The 18684-nt window shown below is 68.5% G+C and carries 22 protein-coding genes; 13 read left to right on the forward strand and 9 right to left on the reverse strand.

The features are described 5' to 3' along the window. Nucleotides 1-5: 5 nt before the first annotated feature. Complete coding sequence (locus AC4BGC_RS07325; RefSeq protein ID WP_490554986.1) at nucleotides 6-1652, reverse strand: acyl-CoA dehydrogenase family protein; 1647 nt, start codon at nucleotides 1650-1652, stop codon at nucleotides 6-8. Between the two features lie 18 nt (nucleotides 1653-1670). On the opposite strand from AC4BGC_RS07325, the gene AC4BGC_RS07330 reads away from it, so the two are divergent. From AC4BGC_RS07330 to AC4BGC_RS07350, 5 genes are all read left to right on the forward strand, one after another. Further along, on the forward strand, nucleotides 1671-2735 hold the full coding sequence (locus AC4BGC_RS07330) for a YihY/virulence factor BrkB family protein (RefSeq protein ID WP_490544555.1): 1065 nt from the start codon (nucleotides 1671-1673) through the stop codon (nucleotides 2733-2735). A gap of 45 nt (nucleotides 2736-2780) precedes the next feature. Beyond that, on the forward strand, nucleotides 2781-3131 hold the full coding sequence (locus AC4BGC_RS07335; RefSeq protein WP_490544553.1) for a hypothetical protein: 351 nt from the start codon (nucleotides 2781-2783) through the stop codon (nucleotides 3129-3131). 6 nt (nucleotides 3132-3137) lie between these two features. Next, a complete protein-coding gene (locus tag AC4BGC_RS07340) occupies nucleotides 3138-4244 on the forward strand; it encodes a potassium channel family protein (RefSeq protein WP_490544551.1) in 1107 nt (368 codons plus the stop codon). Between the two features lie 80 nt (nucleotides 4245-4324). Beyond that, nucleotides 4325-4807 (forward strand): PGPGW domain-containing protein, encoded by a 483-nt coding sequence (locus AC4BGC_RS07345; protein ID WP_490554987.1) that lies wholly within the window; start codon nucleotides 4325-4327, stop codon nucleotides 4805-4807. Between the two features lie 152 nt (nucleotides 4808-4959). Continuing rightward, nucleotides 4960-5346 carry a hypothetical protein gene (locus AC4BGC_RS07350; protein WP_490554988.1) on the forward strand — a complete coding sequence of 129 codons (387 nt, stop codon included), beginning with the start codon at nucleotides 4960-4962 and terminating at the stop codon, nucleotides 5344-5346. A gap of 102 nt (nucleotides 5347-5448) precedes the next feature. On the opposite strand, the gene AC4BGC_RS07355 is transcribed toward AC4BGC_RS07350, so the two are convergent. Further along, on the reverse strand, nucleotides 5449-5790 hold the full coding sequence (locus AC4BGC_RS07355; protein ID WP_490554989.1) for a LapA family protein: 342 nt from the start codon (nucleotides 5788-5790) through the stop codon (nucleotides 5449-5451). A 609-nt stretch (nucleotides 5791-6399) separates the two neighbouring features. Next, nucleotides 6400-7110, reverse strand: coding sequence for an NUDIX hydrolase (locus AC4BGC_RS07360; protein WP_490554990.1), 711 nt, complete (start codon nucleotides 7108-7110; stop codon nucleotides 6400-6402). A gap of 59 nt (nucleotides 7111-7169) precedes the next feature. Here AC4BGC_RS07360 and nadA point away from each other — a divergent pair, with 59 nt between their 5' ends. Genes nadA through AC4BGC_RS07385 form a run of 5 tightly spaced genes read left to right on the forward strand, consistent with a single transcriptional unit; the run spans nucleotide 7170 to nucleotide 11535 of the window. Beyond that, on the forward strand, nucleotides 7170-8138 hold the full coding sequence (gene nadA / locus AC4BGC_RS07365) for a quinolinate synthase NadA (protein WP_490554991.1): 969 nt from the start codon (nucleotides 7170-7172) through the stop codon (nucleotides 8136-8138). Beyond that, nucleotides 8135-9661 carry an L-aspartate oxidase gene (nadB, locus tag AC4BGC_RS07370; RefSeq protein WP_490554992.1) on the forward strand — a complete coding sequence of 509 codons (1527 nt, stop codon included), beginning with the start codon at nucleotides 8135-8137 and terminating at the stop codon, nucleotides 9659-9661. The genes nadA and nadB overlap by 4 nt, the downstream gene beginning before the upstream one ends. After that, a complete protein-coding gene (nadC, locus tag AC4BGC_RS07375; RefSeq protein WP_490554993.1) occupies nucleotides 9658-10572 on the forward strand; it encodes a carboxylating nicotinate-nucleotide diphosphorylase in 915 nt (304 codons plus the stop codon). Before nadB ends, nadC begins: the two co-directional genes overlap by 4 nt. A gap of 10 nt (nucleotides 10573-10582) precedes the next feature. Further along, entirely contained in the window at nucleotides 10583-11200 is a 618-nt protein-coding gene (locus AC4BGC_RS07380) for a hypothetical protein (protein WP_490554994.1), read from the forward strand. 29 nt (nucleotides 11201-11229) lie between these two features. Next, on the forward strand, nucleotides 11230-11535 hold the full coding sequence (locus tag AC4BGC_RS07385; RefSeq protein ID WP_490554995.1) for a hypothetical protein: 306 nt from the start codon (nucleotides 11230-11232) through the stop codon (nucleotides 11533-11535). A 31-nt stretch (nucleotides 11536-11566) separates the two neighbouring features. Here the strand turns inward: AC4BGC_RS07385 and AC4BGC_RS07390 are convergent, their stop codons facing one another. Next, nucleotides 11567-12703: a hypothetical protein gene (locus AC4BGC_RS07390; RefSeq protein ID WP_490554996.1), complete on the reverse strand. Its 1137-nt coding sequence runs from the start codon at nucleotides 12701-12703 to the stop codon at nucleotides 11567-11569. Nucleotides 12704-12898: 195 nt separating this feature from the next. On the opposite strand from AC4BGC_RS07390, the gene AC4BGC_RS07395 reads away from it, so the two are divergent. The 3 genes from AC4BGC_RS07395 to AC4BGC_RS07405 all read left to right on the forward strand — a co-directional run bounded on the left by AC4BGC_RS07395 (nucleotide 12899) and on the right by AC4BGC_RS07405 (nucleotide 15611). Then, the gene (locus tag AC4BGC_RS07395; protein WP_490554997.1) at nucleotides 12899-13123 is read left to right on the forward strand and encodes a hypothetical protein; all 225 of its coding nucleotides are present in this window, start codon (nucleotides 12899-12901) and stop codon (nucleotides 13121-13123) included. Between the two features lie 114 nt (nucleotides 13124-13237). Further along, nucleotides 13238-14263 (forward strand): hypothetical protein, encoded by a 1026-nt coding sequence (locus AC4BGC_RS07400; protein WP_490554998.1) that lies wholly within the window; start codon nucleotides 13238-13240, stop codon nucleotides 14261-14263. Nucleotides 14264-14756: 493 nt separating this feature from the next. Then, the gene (locus tag AC4BGC_RS07405; RefSeq protein ID WP_490554999.1) at nucleotides 14757-15611 is read left to right on the forward strand and encodes a hypothetical protein; all 855 of its coding nucleotides are present in this window, start codon (nucleotides 14757-14759) and stop codon (nucleotides 15609-15611) included. A gap of 6 nt (nucleotides 15612-15617) precedes the next feature. Here the strand turns inward: AC4BGC_RS07405 and AC4BGC_RS07410 are convergent, their stop codons facing one another. From AC4BGC_RS07410 to AC4BGC_RS07430, 5 genes are all read right to left on the reverse strand, one after another. Beyond that, nucleotides 15618-16013: a hypothetical protein gene (locus AC4BGC_RS07410; RefSeq protein ID WP_490555000.1), complete on the reverse strand. Its 396-nt coding sequence runs from the start codon at nucleotides 16011-16013 to the stop codon at nucleotides 15618-15620. A gap of 529 nt (nucleotides 16014-16542) precedes the next feature. Continuing rightward, complete coding sequence (locus AC4BGC_RS07415) at nucleotides 16543-16884, reverse strand: hypothetical protein (RefSeq protein WP_490555001.1); 342 nt, start codon at nucleotides 16882-16884, stop codon at nucleotides 16543-16545. Further along, a complete protein-coding gene (locus AC4BGC_RS07420; protein ID WP_490555002.1) occupies nucleotides 16881-17225 on the reverse strand; it encodes a hypothetical protein in 345 nt (114 codons plus the stop codon). The genes AC4BGC_RS07415 and AC4BGC_RS07420 overlap by 4 nt, the downstream gene beginning before the upstream one ends. 40 nt (nucleotides 17226-17265) lie before the next feature. Then, a complete protein-coding gene (locus tag AC4BGC_RS07425) occupies nucleotides 17266-17673 on the reverse strand; it encodes a hypothetical protein (RefSeq protein WP_490555003.1) in 408 nt (135 codons plus the stop codon). 322 nt (nucleotides 17674-17995) lie between these two features. Next, nucleotides 17996-18478 (reverse strand): hypothetical protein, encoded by a 483-nt coding sequence (locus AC4BGC_RS07430; RefSeq protein ID WP_490555004.1) that lies wholly within the window; start codon nucleotides 18476-18478, stop codon nucleotides 17996-17998. Between the last annotated feature and the right edge of the window lie 206 nt (nucleotides 18479-18684).

Below are 18684 nucleotides of genomic sequence, written 5' to 3' on the forward strand. Positions count from 1 at the left end.
CCCCCTCAACCAGCCACAGGCGTGGTCCGCTCCACGATCGAGGCCAGGTCGGTGCCGATGGGGAGGGTGCCGAGGGTGCCGTTGTAGTCGCCGCCGAGGCGGGTGGCGCAGAAGGCGTCGGAGATCGCGGAGGGGGCGAAGCGCACCAGGAGGGAGGCCTGGAGGCAGGCAGCCATCTGGCCGGCGAGACGGCGGGCGGAGACCTCCAGGGTGGTGGTGTCGGCCAGCATGGTGAGCACGCCTTCTATCGCCCGGTCCAGGCGAGGGTCCTCGCCCCGGGCCAGGCCGACCTCGGTCAGCCAGGCGGCGAGTACCTCCGGCTCACGGCCGAGGGCCCGCAGCACGTCGAGGGCGTTGACGTTGCCCGAGCCCTCCCAGATCGAGTTCAGCGGCGACTCGCGGAACAGCAGCGGCATGCCGGACTCCTCGACGTACCCGTTGCCGCCGAGGCACTCCAGCGCCTCGGCGACCATCATCGGGGTGCGCTTGCAGACCCAGAACTTCGCGAGCGGCAGCGCGATCCGGCGCAGTGCGGCCTCGTGAGGGGAGTCCCGGCGGTCAACTGCGGTCGCGAGGCGCATCGCGAGCGCCGTCGCGGCCTCGGACTCCACGGCGAGGTCCGCGATCACGTTCTGCATCAGCGGCTTGTCCGCGAGCAGCCCACCGAAGGCCGAGCGGTGGGCGACGTGCCAGGAGGCCTCGGCGAGCGCTCGCCGCATCAGCGCGGCCGAGCCCAGCACGCAGTCGAGCCTGGTGGCCGCGACCATCTCCAGGATCGTGCGCACGCCGCGCCCCTCGTCGCCGAGCCGTTGCGCCCAGGTGCCGTGGAACTCCAGCTCCGAGGAGGCGTTGGAGCGGTTGCCCAGCTTGTCCTTGAGGCGTACGACGTCGAGGCGGTTGCGCTCGCCGGAGGGCAGCACCCGGGGGAGCAGGAAGCACGTCATCCCTCCGGGGGCCTGGGCCAGCACGAGGAAGACGTCGTTCATCGGAGCGGAGGTGAACCACTTGTGGCCGTGCAGGGTGTACTCGCCGTCGACCGCGGTCGGCACGGCCCGGGTCTCGTTGGCCCGGACGTCGGATCCTCCCTGCTTCTCGGTCATCCCCATGCCGGCGAGGACCCCGCTCTTGTCCGCGACCGGGCGCAGGCCGAAGTCGTAGGAGGTGGCGGCGAGCTTGGGCGTCCACTCCTTGGCGAGGGCGTCATCTGCCCGCAGGGCCGGGACCGCGGCGTACGTCATCGAGATCGGGCACCCGTGGCCCTGCTCGGTCTGCGACCAGGCGAAGAAGCCGGCCGCGCGCCGCAGGTGGGCGTTCGGGTCCTCGGACTCCCAGGGCGCGGCCTGGAGCCCGTGGCCCACACCCCGCTCCATCAGCCAGTGCCACGAGGGGTGGAAGCGGACCTCGTCGACCCGGTTGCCGTATCGGTCGAACGGCACCAGCTCGGGGTGGAACTCGTTGGCGAGCATGCCGTGCTCGCGGGCCTCCGCGGAGCCTGCCTCGGCACCCAGCGCGGTGAGGTCGTCGACCACGCCGGGGGCGTGGCGGGTGACCGCCTCGACCAGAGCGAGATCCGAGGTGACCACGTTGTGGCCGGCGAGCGGGGGAGCCTGGTTGCGGGCCACCCGGTTGTCGTCCGAGTTCAGCGGCGTCATGGCCTTACGGTAGTTGCCATGGCAGCCGAGGGCGGAGCGGACGCGAGCACCGCGAGCACGGCGTCGCCTGCGTGGCGCCGGGTGCGCGACGCGCTGTGGCGGTTGGTCGTCTCGACGGTCGGCACCTGCATGCGCAACCGGGTCACCGGCCTCGCGGCCGAGGCCGCGTTCTTCGCGGTGCTCTCCCTGCCGCCGCTGATCTTCGCGCTCGCGGGATCGATCGGCTACGTGTTCGCGCAGTTCAGCGACAGCCAGATCGACGAGGTGCGCGAGACCGTGCTCTCGCTGTCCAGCCAGGCCCTGACGCCGCAGACCGTGGACAGCATCATCAAGCCGACGCTCGACGAGGTGCTCGACGGCGGCGGACGCTACGACGTCGTCTCGATCGGGTTCGTGCTGGCGCTGTGGTCCGGTTCCAGGGCGCTGAACGTCTTCGTGGACACGATCACGATCATGTACGGCCTCGGCGGCCAGCGCGGGATCGTGCGGACCCGGGCGCTCTCGTTCCTGCTCTACGTCCTCGGCATGGTCACCGGGGTGGTGACGATCCCGCTGGTGGTCGCCGGCCCCACCCTCGTGGCCAAGTGGATGCCGGAGGGACTCTCACCGCTGACCAGCCTCTACTGGCCGATCGTGCTGCTGCTCGGGGTCTGCTTCCTCGCCACGCTCTACCACGTGTCGGTGCCGGTGCGGACGGCCTGGCGCTACAACCTCCCGGGCGCCGTGTTCACGATGTTCTGCTGGGTGTTCGGGTCCGCGTTGCTGCGCTTCATCCTCGTCGGTACGGCGCAGGGCTCGACCTCGATCTACGGCCCGCTCGCCGCTCCGATCGCGGTGCTGCTGTGGCTCTACCTGCTCGCGATCGCCGTGCTGATCGGCGCTGCGCTCAACGCGGCGTTCGACCAGATCTGGCCGCAGAAGGAGCTCACCTCGGCCCGGCTCGAGCGGATCAAGCGGCTCAAGCTGGAGAACGTGCTGCCGTGGCGGTCCTCGCTGGAGGGGGCCGTCGAGCAGGATCGGTCCGCCCAGGCGAACGACCCCGCAGTGCCCGTGGGCCCGCCCGAACACAGCGCTCGCGACTGAGGGGCGCTGCACGAATGAACCCCTTCTGCGTGCGATCATGCAGGCGTGGGAAACGTGACGCTGCCGACGCCGGTGTTCCTGGCCGGCGGCGCCCTGTGCCTCGTGGCCGGCTACCTCGCGGGAGCCGTCGTGGGGCCTGACACCCCCGAGCGCACCACCGCCCAGGTGGTCAGCTTCGACGCCAAGAACTCACGCCTGTGCCTCGAGGGCGACGCCATCACCGACCAGGAGGGGGCCGACCCCGAGGGGCACCTGTGCGGCACCCTGCGACGTACGCCCAGCTCCCAGACGCCCCGCAAGGGCGACGTGTTCCGCTTCGTCTCCGTGCGCACCACCGGTGAGGTGGACGGCAAGGCCAAGGAGCAGACCGTGATCTTCGGCGACGTGGTGGACTAGGTCCCCGTGCCCGACGACGTCAACGCCGGGGGTTACGCCGGCCAGCTGAAGCTGCCGGCGCCGACGCGCTCGCCGTGGTGGGAGCTCGGCAGACGGGTGTTGGCGGCCGTGGGCATCCTGGTGGTCACGGTGCTGCTGGTCTACTTCGACCGCGACGGCTACCGCGACAGCACCGACATCAGCGCCAGGCACCCCAACGGGATCGTCGACCTCAGCGACGCGATCTACTACACGACCGTCACCCTGAGCACGACCGGGTACGGCGACATCGCGCCGTTCACGCAGAACGCCCGGATGATCAACGCGTTCCTGATCACCCCGCTCCGCATCGCCTTCCTGGTGCTGCTGATCGGGACCACGCTCGAAGTACTCGCCGCGCAGGGGCGCGAGATGTTCCGGGTCGCCCGGTGGAGGAAGCACATGGACCAGCACGTCGTCGTGATCGGTTACGGCACCAAGGGACGCAGCGCCGTGGGGACGCTGGTGAACAACGGCACCTCCCGTGACTCCGTGGTGGTCGTGGACCCGGGCACGGTCGCGCAGGAGGAGGCCCACGCCGACGGCCTGGCCATCGTCACCGGCGACGCCACCAGGCGCGAGGTGCTGCGCCGCGCCCACGTCGGCAGCGCCCGGCAGGTGATCATCACCACTGCCCGTGACGACACCACGGTGCTGGCGACGCTCACGGTGCGCCAGCTCAACCCGGAGGCCTACATCGTCGCCGCGGTCAGGGAGGCCGACAACGTGCCGCTGGTGCGCCAGAGCGGGGCGGACTCGGTGATCACCTCCTCCGACGCGGTGGGGCGGCTGCTCGGGCTCGCCTCCTACTCCCCGAACCTGGGCCGGGTGATGGAGGACCTCCTCACCTACGGCGAGGGTCTCGAGGTGGCTCAGCGGGACCTGCTGATCAACGAGGTGGGCAAGGCTCCGCAGTCGTTGCCCGACCAGGTGATCGCCGTGGTCCGCGACGAGAAGGTCTACCGCTACTTCGACCCGACCGTCACGCTGCTGGCGCGAGGCGACCAGCTGATCGTCGTACGCCCCTCCAAGGAGCTGCCGTGGGCGCCCCGTCCCGGCACCCACGACGAGGTCGGCTCCGACGAGGAGCAGTGAACATCGCCGGTCCTTGCCAGGGACCTCGTAGTCTTGGTCACTCCGGTCGCACGGACCGGCAGAACAGGGTGGGGGAGTAGGTGCAGATCGCCAAGCGCGTCCTTCTCGAGGGACTGGGCTGGATCCTGGTGCTCGTGGGATTGGCAGCCCTCGTGCTGCCCGGGCCTGGCTTGCTCGCGCTGTTCGCCGGGGTCACGCTCCTCGCGACGCAGTACGAATGGGCCGAGCGACGGCTGGACAGGGTCAAGGCGGCGGCGCTGCGTACGGCTGCCGACGGAGTGAAGACCTGGCCGCGGATCCTGACGTCGTGCGCCGGTGTGCTGTCCCTGGTCGCGATCGGCACCTTGTGGTGCGTTCACCCGCCTGCGCCCTCCTGGTGGCCGCTGGACGACGGGCTGTGGCTGGTCGGTGGCTGGGGGACCGGTGCGACGCTGATCGGCTCCGGGATCATCGCCGGCGTGATGGTGGTCTACAGCTACCTGAACTTCCGTGAGATCAAGGGCGACGAGGTCGCCGCCGCCGAGCTCGACGACGACGGGCAGCGCCCGGTCACCCCTCGCTGAGACCGGCAGCTGTACCGGGCATAGCCCGAAAACCCTCGTGCAGGGAAGAGTCTCGCAAATCGGTCTAGTTCGCCTGTCCGGCCGCTGGTGTCGAGGTTGGCCCAACCGGGTTCCGCCCCGCAGTATGGCCGCACGACCAGGGGAGAACTTGAATGCGGATGATGTACGTGGCGGCCGTCGAGGTGCAGACCACGCGATCCCTCGACGTGGCCGAGGCCATGAAGGTGCTGGCCGACTACCGGCCTGCGCTGGGAACCTCATCCCGGGGCTGGGTCGAGGTGGAGATGACGTTCACCGCCACCGGGCTCGCTCATGCCTGCACGAAGGCGGCTGCGCTGGCCAGGGCCGCCACCGGAGCCGAGCCGATCACCGCGCACGTGCTCACCCAGCAGGAGTACGCCGCGAGGCAGGAGCTGGGGGCGGCCCCCGAGGGGCGGCACGCGGCGCCGGATGCGCCTGGCAAGGAAGTGGTGCTCCCACGACAGGCGACAGAGCCCTGGGAGTCCAAGCGGCGTTCTCCGGGTCGTCACTCAGCCTGATGTGCGACGCAGACGCCGCCCAAACTTCCCGAATCACGTAAACCGGGACATTGAAACTCTTGATGGCACAGAGCGAGGGTCTCGGTCTCGTCGAAGAGTGGGTCAGGGCTTTCTCTCGCGCTTGATCCGGCGCCGGAGCTGGAGGATGCGCAGGGCGCCGGCACTGGCGACCAGGAGCGCGCCCGCTGCGGCGGAGATCAGGACAGCCGCGGCAAGGGGAGCGCGCCCGTGCCAGCCCAGGTAGGAGACCTCCACCTCCTGGGTGTTCTGGAGGATGAAGATCGCCAGCAGGAGCAGGACGAGCGAGAGCACGATCACGCTGATCCAGATCCCGCTGGTGCGCGATCCGCGCAGCGGATCGTGGTCGGCGCGCCGCCCTCTGTCTCCGACGGCACCCGGGTCGCTGGCCGGGGGAGAGGGTTCGGCCGTGCCCCCGCTGCTCAATCCTCGACCTCGTCCGGGATCAAGGGATCGCCGTGGGGACGGCTCGGCTCGCCCTCGGGGTGCGCGTCAGGATCCACTGCTGGGTCGGTGCTCGGTCCGTTCGGTGTCGTACTCATGCAAGCGGTGTACCCCCGGAAGCCGGTGGGCATTCGGCGACGGTCGGCGATGCCACGGGCTGGACCCGACTCGGCACCTGGCGCGAGGCCTAGGGTGGGTGCTCCGCACACGCTGCGCGCGCCATCCACTCGCCCTCCAGCCTGGAGGAGGTGCTGGGCACCGTGGTGGAGACGGCGAAGGACTCCTGGCCCGGCTTCGACGCCGCGGAAACAGCCCCCGTCCGCGGCGCAGGTGACGCCTGGACTCAGTCCAGCAGCCCCGTGACGTGGATCCAGGGGGCCACCGGGGGCTCGTCGTTGTTCTCCCGAGCCCTTCGCATGCCGGCGAACGCCTGCCACCAGAGCAGAGTGGTTCCCTGCTGCCAGCTGCGCAAGGCGCTCCGGAGCGCCGGGGAGACGTGGGGGACCACGCGCGATCGCCGTCCCGGGTTTCGACTCCGACAGGCGGCTCCCGGGGAGTCTTCGCACTGCGCTGGACTGGGCGAGCGGGCAGTCAGCCTGAGGGTGGTTTCAGTACGGCGAACGGGTCGGTCACCGTGAGTGTCCGCTCGCGGAACCGGTAGAGCACGGCCGGGCGGCCGCCATGGGGGCCGGGCGCGGCCGTGCCCCCGGTGGGCTCCACCATGTCGCGTCGGGTCATCACCCGGGTCAGGTTGGTCGTCGAGACCGGGTGGCCGAGTGCCGCCCTGACGATGTCGCGCATGACCGGCATCGTGAATTCCGACGGGGCCAGGGCGAAGCCGATGTTGGTGTAGCTGAGCTTTGCGCGCAGCCGCTCGACGGCCGCCTGGACGAAGTGGTGGTGGTCGAAGGCGGTCTGCGGAAGCCGGGAGACGTCGAACCACGAGGTGTCCTCAGGCAGCGCGGGGGAGACGTCGACCGGAACCAGCGCGAGGTAGCCGGTGGCGAGCACGCGCTCGCGCGGGTCGCGGTCGACCTTGCTGTGCGTGGCCACCTGCTCGAGCCACGAGACGTCGCGGACGTCGACCTTGGCCGCCAGGTGGTTGCTGATTGCCTCCCGCAGGCGCTGGTCGGCCAGCACCCCGCCTCCAGGAAGGGCCCAGCGGCCATCGTCGGGGGCCAGGTCGCGGCGCCAGAGCAGCACCGAGAGGCGGTCCTCTCGGACCGAGAGCACCACGGCCAGGACCTCGTGAGCGAAACGAGCGAGACCGGCACCGCCCGTGGATGTTCCGCTCGTCGACATGGCGTGATGGTAACGTTCGGTCAGTTATCGCCTATCAGTCGAAAACCTCAGGAGACCGCATGAGCGTCACCACCACGTGGCAGGACGAGGTCCACCGCCTCGCGAAGGAGCGCGATGCGGTCGTGCTGGCGCACAACTACATGCGCCCCGAGATCCAGGACGTCGCTCACCACGTCGGTGACTCCCTGGCGCTCTCGCGGATCGCCGCGACGACCGACGCGAGCACGATCGTGTTCTGCGGGGTGTGGTTCATGGCGGAGACGGCCAAGATCCTGGCTCCGCACAAGACGGTGCTGGCGCCGACTGCTGAAGCAGGATGCTCCCTGGCCGACTCGATCGATGCCGCGCAGGTGCGCGCCTGGAAGGCCGAGCACCCCGGGGCGATCGTGGTCGCCTACGTGAACACCAGCGCTGCGGTGAAGGCAGAGGCCGACTACTGCTGCACCTCCTCCAACGCAGTGCAGGTCGTCGAGGCGATCCCGCCCGAGACGCCGGTGCTGTTCCTGCCCGACCAGTTCCTGGGGGCGCACGTACGCCGGGAGACCGGCCGCACCAACCTGTCGGTCTGGCTGGGGGAGTGCCACGTGCACGCAGGCATCACCCCCGCCGATGTCCGCACCCAGGTGGCAGCACACCCTGACGCCGAACTCCTGGTCCACCCCGAGTGCGGCTGCGCAACCTCGGCCCTGTGGCTGGCCGGGGTCGGGGACCTCCCGGCAGGGCGCACCCAGGTGCTCTCCACAGGTGGGATGGTCGAGGCCGCCCGGGAGATGACGGCACCGGTCTCCCTGGTCGCCACCGAGGTGGGCATGCTGCACCAGCTGCGCAAGGTCAACGACACCACGACGTTCCTGCCGATGAACCCCCAGGCGTCGTGCCGCTTCATGAAGATGACCACGCCCGAGCTGCTCCTCCACACGCTGCGGGGAGGCGGTGACGAGGTGCAGGTCGACCCCGCGACGGCAGCCCTGGCCCGCCGGGCCGTGGAGCGGATGATCGCGATCGGCCAGCCCGGAGGCGCGGAGTGACCAGCGAGGTCGACGTACTCGTCGTGGGCGCAGGAGTGGCTGGGCTGTCGGCCGCACTCGGGCTGCACGCCGCCGGCCGCCGGGTCGCAGTGGTCTCGGCCGGGGAGGGCAGCACCGGATGGGCGCAGGGGGGAATCGCGGCAGCCTTCGCCCCTGGCGACGATGCCGACGAGCACGCGCAGGACACGGAGGTGGCCGGAGCCGGGATGTGTGACACGCGTGCGTTGACCTGCCTGGTGGAGGAGGGGCCGCAGCGACTGGCGGAACTGCTCGCCCTCGGCACCCGGTTCGACCGGGACGGCGCCGGTCGTCTGGCCCGCGGCCGGGAGGGTGGGCACCACCGCCACCGGGTCGTGCACGCGGGTGGCGACGCCACCGGGACGGAGGTCGCCCGAGCTCTCCGTGCCGCTGCCGCGCACCTGACCTGGTGGCCCGAGACCCGCGTGGTCGGACTGACCCGGGGGTCGGCCGCCGGCGGGCCGCAGGTCACCGGTGCCCTGCTGGACAGCCCTGCAGGTGCGCGGCTCGTGCGTGCCCGCGCCGTCGTGCTGGCCACGGGCGGCATCGGGGCGGCGTACGCCTCGACCACCAACCCCGCGGGCGTCACCGGCGACGGGCTGGCGCTCGCGCTCCTGGCCGGGGCCACCCTGCGTGACATGGAGTTCGTGCAGTTCCACCCCACGGCGCTGCGCACCGGCGCCGGGCGCGGTCAGCTGCCGCTCGTCACCGAGGCGCTGCGCGGCGAGGGCGCGGTGCTGCGCGACCACGAAGGTCGCCCGCTGATGGTCGGACGGCACCCACTGGCCGACCTCGCGCCGCGCGACGTCGTGGCGAGGGCGGTCCACGAGGTGATGAGCACGGAAGGCCGCGACCACATGTGGCTCGACGCCACGTCGGTCCCCGACGTCCTGCGGCGGTTCCCCACCGTCACGGCGACCTGCGCAGAAGTCGGTCTCGACCCGGCCCGGGAGTGGCTGCCGGTCGCGCCGGCCGAACACTTCCTCTGCGGCGGGGTGGCCACCGACCGGTGGGGCGCCACGGACGTCCCCGGGCTGTACGCCGTGGGGGAGACCGCGGCGACCGGCGTGCACGGCGGCAACCGGCTGGCCTCCAACAGCCTGCTCGAAGGGCTCGTCTTCGGGCGGCGCACGGCGGCCCGGCTGGCGCTCGAGCTCCCCGAGCCCGCCGTCGACGAGATGCCGACGGTGTCGCTCGTGCCCGACCCGGGCGCCGGGGACGCCATCCGCCGCGCCATGAGCGCTCACGTGGGGGTGGTCCGCAGCGGTGAGGGGCTGAACCGGGCGGGTCGTCTGCTGGCCGGCGGACCGCGTCAGGACCCCACGTGGTTGGTCGCCTCCGCAGTCCTTGCCGCGGCCACGGCCCGGGAGGAGAGCCGTGGCGCCCACTTCCGCGCCGACCACCCGGTCGCCTCCGAGCGCTGGCGCAGGCACGTCTCGGTGCGGGTCGACGAAGCGGGCGTCCCAAGAGCCGGTGTCGACTCGGCCGTGGCGAGGGTGGCATGAACCCGGGACCGCGGGACGCGCTGCGGGCGGCCGGCCTGGACCCCGACTTGGTCCTCCGGCTGGTGCGGGCCACGCTTGCGGAGGACCTGGGGGAGGCCGGTGACCTGACCTCGCTGGCCACCGTGCCCGAGGCGGCCAGGCTGGAGGTCCGCTACGTCGCGCGAGAGCCGGGCACGGTCGCCGGACTGCCGGTGCTGGCGGCCATGGTGGAGGACAGGCTTGATGGCGCGCGCCTGCAGGTCCGGGTCGCCGACGGCGCCCGGGTCGGCCCAGGTGAGGTGCTCGCCGAGCTCACGGGCCCGGCCCGCGGCGTGCTGGCTCTGGAACGGACCTCGCTCAACCTGCTCAGCCGCCTCTCCGGTGTCGCCACGGTCACGGCTGCCTGGGTCGCCGCTCTCGAGGGCACCGGCGCGCGCGTGCGTGACACGCGCAAGACGATGCCGTTGCTCCGCTCGCTGGAGAAGTACGCCGTGCGCTGCGGGGGTGGTGTGAACCACCGCGCCGGCCTGCACGACGCCGTGCTCATCAAGGACAACCATGTCGCCGCTGCGGGCGGTGTCTCGGCCGCGCTCGCCGCGGTCGCGGCCTCGCCGTCGGCACGGGGGGTGCCGGTCCAGGTCGAGGTGGACGACCTCGCGCAGCTCGACGAGGCGCTGGCACACGGCGTACCGCAGGTCCTGCTCGACAACTTCGCCGTGGACGACCTCCGCGAAGCCGTCCGGCGTACCCGCTCCCGTGCCCCCGGCACGCTGCTCGAGGCCAGCGGCGGACTCACCCTCGCGAACGCCCGCGCGGTGGCGCAGACCGGCGTGGACTTCCTCGCCGTCGGCGCCCTGACCCACTCCGCACCCGCGCTCGACATCGGGTTGGACGCGGTGGCTGGCCGCCGTAGGGAGTGCGGCGGCCACTAGGCGGCATCGGGTGCTGACGTGTGGTTCACCGTTCCAGGCCTCCGACCTGCATGTTCAGTTCATCATCGGGCAGCCCAAGTCCGACGCCGGGGTTCGTGACGTCGCGATCTCGCCACACCTGATGCCTCTGGTGAAGGACCACCTGTCGAAGCACACTGCCGCGGCGGGGAGGGACGCTCTGCTGTGCCCGGCCTCTGCGAACGCGAACTCGCATCTGGCGCCGTCGACGCTGTACCGCGTCTACTACCCGTTCGAGAGGCCGCCGGCCGCAAGGACCTGCGCTGGCACGACCTCCGTCACACCGGTGCTGTCCTGGCGGCCCATTGGAGCGACGCTGGCGGAGCTGATGGGGGCCGGGTTCCTGCCCAAGGTGAAGGGCAAGCGGGCGCTGGGTGGCCCGGTCACCGCGGGGGAGTCCTACATCGTGGGCGAGCACCGCCCGGAGCTGTTCGTGCCACACCAGAGTGGGCGGATCGTTCCACGGGTGCCGACGACACCTGCTGGCGGCGGCGACGTGTATATCACCATCAACGGCGCGCTCGACCCGAGCGCCGTCGCGGCTCAGGTTCGCTCGATGTTGCTGCAGTACAAGCGCCGAATGGGCGGCATCGAGTTGGGGATCGCTTGAGCGCCGCGGAGGTATATAGCGTCATTGCTATGGACGATGGCCTGCCCAAAGTGCTACTGATAGTCGAACCGGCCCTCGAGAAAGTGCTCGCCGATCATGAGGGACAGGGCCATCTCACAGCGATCCAGCGACCGAACGGTTGGGAAGTGCTTCTTCTGGTCCGCCCCGGCCTATCCCTCGAGGACACGGAGGGTATCCACTTGTGGGCGCGCACGACCGTCGCTCAACTTCTGCAGGCCGACGACCCGCGCCGCAATGGGTGGGCGGCCAGTTCCGCAGAAGTGGGCCGCTGGTACATGACTCCTGTTGGACACTGGCTACCGAAGTTCGACTAACCCTGCCATCGAGACGCCTTTCGCGAGGGGCTCACCGCACACTGCGTGGGATGACAACTGGCAACAGGGAGAGGCGTACAGGTCTGCGCTCATCTCCACTTGCCTCGACGGTGTAGTCACTCCGTGTAGCCGGTTCACCCCCGGGGAGCGAGTTCACCGTGCGCTCGTGCGCGGAGACCGCCGCCCGTGCAGTCTCAATGATCTTGGTGGCATCTCTTGGCTCTCTGATGAACAAGATGATGGCGATCCGTGTGTGGCGCCACAGGGTGTACCGCTCTAGCAACTGCGTGACCCCGGCCCTGAAAGCTGACTGACCTTTCCAGATCTTGCATTCTGCGACGAACGCGTCCCGGTCTTTCCACCGCAGCAGCAAGTCCGACTTGCCCTTGCCGATGAACGTCTCACCTGTGACTAGACCGTGATAGTTGGCGTTGAGAACAAAGAGGAGGACATCCCGCAGGGACTCTTCGTCTTCGCCGAGTAGTCGGTCCGCGGTATCTGGTAGCCGCTCCAGCGCCTTGGAGAAGCCTGCAATCGTGGCCATGACGCCTTCAGCTAGGTCAGCCTCGAGCGACCACTCCGGAGCCCCCTGGGCCGCCCGGGTCTCGACTTGCGCGAGCGCCAGCGACTGTGGTCGAAGGGGGATGGACATGGGACTGTGAGATACAGGCTTCAGTGGAATGCTCAGCCGCTGTAGGGCGCCGCGGAGTCGCCGTGTTCGTTCCCACCGGGGCTCAAGGACCGTGCGCACGGCCGCCTCGAGTTCACCTCGACTGTCATCTATGCGGCTGTTGGCGAGGCCGATGGTCTGTGCCAGGTTGTCCGTCCACCCCTGGAGCAGTCGCCCGAGGTGCTCCTCGTCCCAAGGCTGACTGAAGTCGATGACCGTGCCGATGATTACCTCGCTCTGATCTCCGTAGGAGGACAGCGACGAAAAGTTTCGTCCAGGCACACCCATCAGCGCCTGAACGGATCCGCGACAGGGAACGTGCAGCTCGAGAGTCAGTGGCCTATTCGGCTCATCAGATGGGGGACCGAGCGCCGTGTACTCGTGAGTATCCGAATACTTGTCTTCGAAGGAGGCGACGATCGGTTTGGCTGAGTGCCGCTCCACCAAGTCCTCGACGATGGCGTCTAGTGAATTTAGCTCGAGGATGTCGTCGGACACGGCGGCAGCGGCCGCTTTCGCTCGGGCCAAGCGCCCTTCAAAGTTGGCCTCCGGCTCGGGGTGCGGGCTCGTTGATTGAGGCATCCCCGAACAATAGACAGAAGTCTCCTCGAGACGGGCCAGCGCCTACCCCGGCGCTCCACACATCGCGGTTCCGGCTTAGCCGGTGTCGGTCTTAGCTGCCACGCTCGACCCATGAGCGAGGCGACCGGATACCGCACCTACCCAGGCGGCGAGCGCCCTGACGTCGAGGTGCGGGTCGCTGACAGCTGGTACCCGGCTGAGGTGCGCTCCTGGTCAACGAATCCCTCAGCGTGGTGGGCCAACTGCACCTGGCATCGCGCCTTGGGGGAGACCCTGCTCGGTACGTTCCATGAAGACGATGTGCGGCTGGACACCGTGGATCGGTCGTACGGCTGAAACGGCTAGACGATCCTCGATGCAGATGCGGCGTCGCGCCGTTCGTGGGTGCCCAGCACTCGTCCCGCGGACTCGAACTAGTCGTATCAATCCACCCGGACATAGCCTGCGGCGGTGACCGTACTCTTTCCATCTCCCGACGATTCACGTTCCGAAGGGGTACGCGAGATCGGCCGCCTAGCGGACGAAATGCGGTCCATGCTTCGCACGACTAGCTTTCCCGTCCCGGCCGGGCTCCCCATTGACTTCGCCGACCTTCTGGACGATGTCGCCTCCTTGGCGAAGGGCCATGACTTCTTTGGGACGGGTAGCGCCGTCTCGTTGCTAGATTTTTGTACGCAAGAATCCGTCCAGGGACTGCTCGATTTGACCCAGTTAGCTTACGACGTGCTCACTCGGGAGCGTATCGACCGGGATCTCGATTCGATCCGCACAGGCTTTCTAAATCACGTACCACCGATCCTGGGGGAGATAGAGGTGGGGCTGCGGTCGGAGCCAAGTGACGAGGCCGCGGCGCAAGTCGCCCCGTATCTGGCCATCGTCACCTCGCAGCAGGCGAAGTATCAGCAACTACACCTGATTGACAGAATCAAGGACCGTGCGGTGCAGCAGGAAGCGCAGCTTGCTGAATACGAGTCGGTCCGCGAGAACCTGAAGCAAGTAGCCGGGGATGTGGGCAGCCTCGAACTCGGAGCGCATTTCAAGCGCATGTCAGACGAGGAAGGCGCCACCGCGCAAGTCTTCCGAATCTTCGCCATCGTGGTGCTGGTGGCGACTGGTGTGCTGATCGCGGTGGGCGGTGCGGGACTGCTGGGCCCGGCCACCTCGCTCGAGTCCGCGATCCAGCATGTGGCCGTGCTGCTTGCCGGTGGTGGTTTGGCCGGCTATTTGGCGAGGGAGGCTTCGCGTCACAGGCAGGTAGCGCAGTGGGCCAGAACTTCGGAGGTGCAACTGAAGAGCATCACCGACTTCTGCGCACCCTTGAACGAGTCTTCGAGAGATGCGGTGATGCAGACGCTGGCGCTTCGGGTGTTTGGCCAATCGGCGACCGTCAACGGCGAGCCCGCGGATGCCCCGGGGATGATGACTCCGGTCATGATGGAGCAGATATTGTCCCTCCTTCGAAGCAGCAAGACCTAGCGCTCCCCTTGCCGCACGCGGCAACTACAACCGCCTCGTCCTTCGAACTAGCCGCGCTGCCTCCACCTGCTCGAGCAGATCCCGCCGCACCCAGAAGCGCCCACCGCTCTCGACCGCCGGCATCCGCTCTCGCTTGATACGACCGATGCCCGCCGGCGTGGTGACTCCGAGGAGCTCGGCGACCTCTCGGGGACTGAGCCACTCGTGGTCGGCGTCGGGGCGGTGGTCGACCCGCTGGCGCCCAGGCGGCCTCGGGGTCGGGCCGAACGCTCGGACGCCCGGCGGTCGGCCAGGGCCTCGACCTGTGCGCGGTCCAGGGAGGCGCCGCGCTTGCCGGTGGAGGTCAGTTGGCCCCTAGCGACGAGCTTGGGCACGTTCGAAGGGTGGCAGCCGAGGATCGCCGCTGCATCCAACTGCGTCAGTCGCGGTGCCTCTGTCTCAGGGCGGAATTTCGCAGGAGGATCACTCCCAACTTTCGTGGTATCCACAAAACATGCCTCTCGCCCGCGTCCGCGCGATCGTCGCAACCAGTCGCCCGATCGAAGCCTATGGCGGCTTGGCCCTTAGCGAAAAAGCGATTATTGGATTGGCCGACGCCTTGGGGAGGAACGAGATTCCCATGCATGTGCGTCACGATGGTGGCCGCCCCCTCGCCTCCCATGTGGTCAGTAGCGGGACGACCCGAGGAACGGATGGCTTTCTCCAAGCGTGGGCGGAGGTGGATGTCGACGAAGACACTTGGAACGAGTATCAGGCTGAACTGCGGGCCGCCGGTGTGGAGGGGCTCGGTGGGATGTCAATCGCCTTCATGACTCCCCTGGAAGGCGTCGACGAGATGCCTAGCGGCGAAGTGGTCGTGAGCGCAGACGCCCATCACTACACGGATCAACAGATAGCGGAAGCGGTCTCGGTTCTGCGCCGCCTTGACAACAGTGCGGCTGGTGGACGCCTCTATCAGCTGTCTGCGATACCGCAAGTGAAAGTTGTATTCGATCTCGCGCTCGAATTTGTGATGGGGGTCGGCCCTAACATCGCCGCCTCGATTATCTACGACGCGGCTAAGGGACTCTTTCGGCGCGGAGCCACCAACCAGATTGAAGTGAACTTCCGTGAGTCACGACGCGGGACGCGAACACTGAAGATCGCCATCTCGGTCGAGACTGATACGGAGCTGCGAACTGCAATGGACCGCCTTCCGGCAATCGTAGAGGCTGGCGCGGAAGGCACATTCGTCCACCACGTGCAGGGTTACAAGCAGGTGGAAGGCCCCCTGGGCAGCAGCCGAGACGCAGCGCTGCCGCCGGCCGACGGGGCATCTGATCCGGAGTTGCCCACGCCCGAAGGGTGAGGGCGCTCACCGCGGCTCCGGGAAGTTATCCGACTTGAGCCCACCCCGCGGCAACTGAAGCTTGCTCCGTTTCTCGCCGGCTCGTCGCGCGTTCCAGGCCATGATCACAAGCGCTAGGGCCTCGGTCTCGTTGACCCTGCCGCCGCCGACCCGCATCTTCACTATGCGGTTGCGCAAGGCTGCGATCGGGTCCTCGGCCGCGAGCCCGTCGCCGTCTGCCAGGCGTGCGAGGAACCAGCCGGCGTCGTCAGGTTCGTAGTCGCTGAACAGCCAGTGGCACAGCCCGATGATGCTTGCGGGCAGCAGCGTGCGATTGGCGATCTTCACCGCGACTTCGGCTGACGTCCGTATGCCTCGGTTCTGGGCAAGGAACTCGTTCATCTCGAGCGCGGTCGGCGTCATCGAGCCCGTCTTGGTCCTGTAGCCCCCTGACCACAGAACCGCACGTCGTGTAACCGCTGGTGTTCTCCTCCCCCTGGAGCTTGAGCGCGTCGGCGTACGTCCGCTTCGCCCCAGCGTCGACGGTGGCCATCACCTCAGGCGGGATGTTGCTGACCACGATCATGGGCACGGTGACGCTGGCCTGGACGACCGCGCTGAGGCGGTGCTGGCCTTCGAGCAGGTGGCCGGTGGAGGAGATCTTCACCGTCTCCCCGTTGAGCACCCCAGGAGCCCGATGCCATGTCCCTGGCGTAGGAGGCGATGACCTGGCCGCGCAGGTTCCGGTTGTTCGGGTTCCGGGAAAGCCAGGTTTTAGCCATCTCGGGTGTGACGTCGAGGATCTCGACGGTGGGGGAGTCGGGCATGGTGTTCCTTGCTGGTCGGGGGGACGACGTCGCGCGAACAAGGTGGTCGGGTGGCGACCACCTTGTTCAGCCCGCCTCAGGAGGCGGGCTCGATGGTGGGGAACGGCCGGGGGAGTAAGGGGCGTTCACGGTTGGGGCTCCGGGATCGGGCAGAGCTGGGCCTCGCGCACGTACTGGACCGCGGTGCTCAGGGCATCCGCGATCTCGGTTCGCTTCGCGATGTCCTCACGCAGCTCCAGCACCTTGGCTTCAGCCTCTTCCGCACTGAAGGGCCGCGCGGGGAAGGGCTCGCGTTCTCCGAAGAAATAGACGCCTGCCGGCTCCACCCCATAGGGGCTGTCTCCCGGACCCGTCACGACGAGCACGTGATCATGCACGATCCAATCTCCGGAGTTGTGATAGCTGGTGTCGACCATGACCACGCGGTCCTTGCACCAGTCCGGGCAGGTGTAGCTGGGCGCGCTCACGGCAGACGCCCCTCAAGAGTGGCGACGGCGGTGTGCAGGTTCTCCACCAACTCCTTCGCCTGGTGGATGTGGAGGTTGACCTGCTCATCGACGGCTTCTCCGCCGATGTGGAGCCAGACGCAGGGCTGCTCGTGGTCGAGGGTGTCCCAGCCGATCGCGACCTTGACGCCCGGAAACCAGAAGCCGCCGTACAGCGACGCACGCGGGATATCTGCTGTTGCCGGCACTGTGTCGTTGACGTCTGCGTGGTGCTCTCCACGACACTTCTCCTCGGTGCGCCACCAGACGGCGCACTCGCAGGCCATGGCTTGAGGCGTACTCGCCTCGCTGCTCTTCACCACCAATGCATCCAGGTCGGTGAGCTCTCGTCGGTTGCGGCGGTCATGACGCCTCGCCGGAGATGGCTACGAGCTCTTCTTGGGTCATCGCGCGCCTGCCCGTGAGGAGCAGGCGGAGCCGGTATCTGGTGATCCCCGTGGCCGCGCAGACTTCTTTGAGCGTTCGTCCGCGATCCGCGATGCCTTCTCGAACTGCCTGCGCGAGGTACTGAGCCGTGCGCGGTGCGCTTGCCATGCCGGAGACCGTCCGAAGTGCCTCGGCGAGTTCCGCTGCCTCTTCGCGGGTCAAAAGGAGGGACTCGTTTCCCGCCCACTCAACCGCCACGAGGTCGCCGGCCTTCGGAGAGTGGGCGCGCCTCAGCGTTAGCTCCCCAGACCAGGTGCCGACTCGGTCAGTGGCGACGGGGTCGGCCCAGCGGATGGTGCTGGTGCCCGGCGTCGTGGCGCTCATGCCCGCCCCTCCATCAAGTCCGCGGCCAGCAGGAGCGCCCAGCCGAGGCGGCGGGCGTCCCCCACCTCCATCAAGCTCAGGTCCGCTGTGGCCGAGATGCAGGCAGCGGAGTCTGTTCCGTCGCCATGACGGAAGCCCGTCACGATGACCCGAACATCCCCGCCCCTTGGGCTGCGGTCCAGGCGTCGATCAAGGGGGTGTGATGCCAGCTCCCTCGGTCCTCGGGGTGGGTGCTCTCGGTGCGGTCAACCTCGTGCTCGCCCCCCGCACCAGGGCGGGCAGACGTCGCCGCGGAGTTGGGTGCCGGTGGCGATCGTGTTGGTCATCGGCGCACCCCTTCGACATCGCGGTCGTTCGGCAACACCCAAGTGAACATCAGGTCCCCCACGCGGCCACCCATCCTGAACTTGTAGTCGGGTCGCAGCTTCCAGCCCTTCATGCCGGTGCGAGCAACCGAATACTGCACCGCCCCGCAACTGGTCATCCATGTGGCGTTTTGGACGACCTGTCGTTCCTCGGCGCAGTCCTGACCCGTAAGCATGATGAGGTCGCCAGACTCTTCGTCGAGCGTCCGGTTCCAGAGCAAGATTCCGTCTGCCGTGGTCTCCGCCGCCACGTGATGACGCAGTGGCGTGCTGCCGAAGCTCAAGTTGTCCCGGTCCGCGTCGGACGGGCGGATGCCACCGGTCCAGCCGGGCACGGTTTCGTACGGGCCGAGCAGCTCGCGCCAAGTGAAGCGAGCGGTCTGTTGGACGGTAGCAACGGGTTCTCTGGATGGTGCTGATGTGGATGACAATGTGTTCATGGTTTCGCGTGCCTCCTTGGGGCGCGTGGTTCCTAGACCTCGTCCGGTGTTGCAGCACCAGGCGAGGTCGACTGATTTTCTGAGCATGGAGCGCCGACAGTGCTGTGCAGGGCGCTGAGTGCGCTCATCGACGGGTTCCTCCGAGTGCTGGCGCCTCGGACCTACCCGGAGTAATTCCGCACGTATCCTGCACGGGATACAGAAAG

It is taken from the genome of Nocardioides sp. Z38_18, from assembly GCF_058215695.1.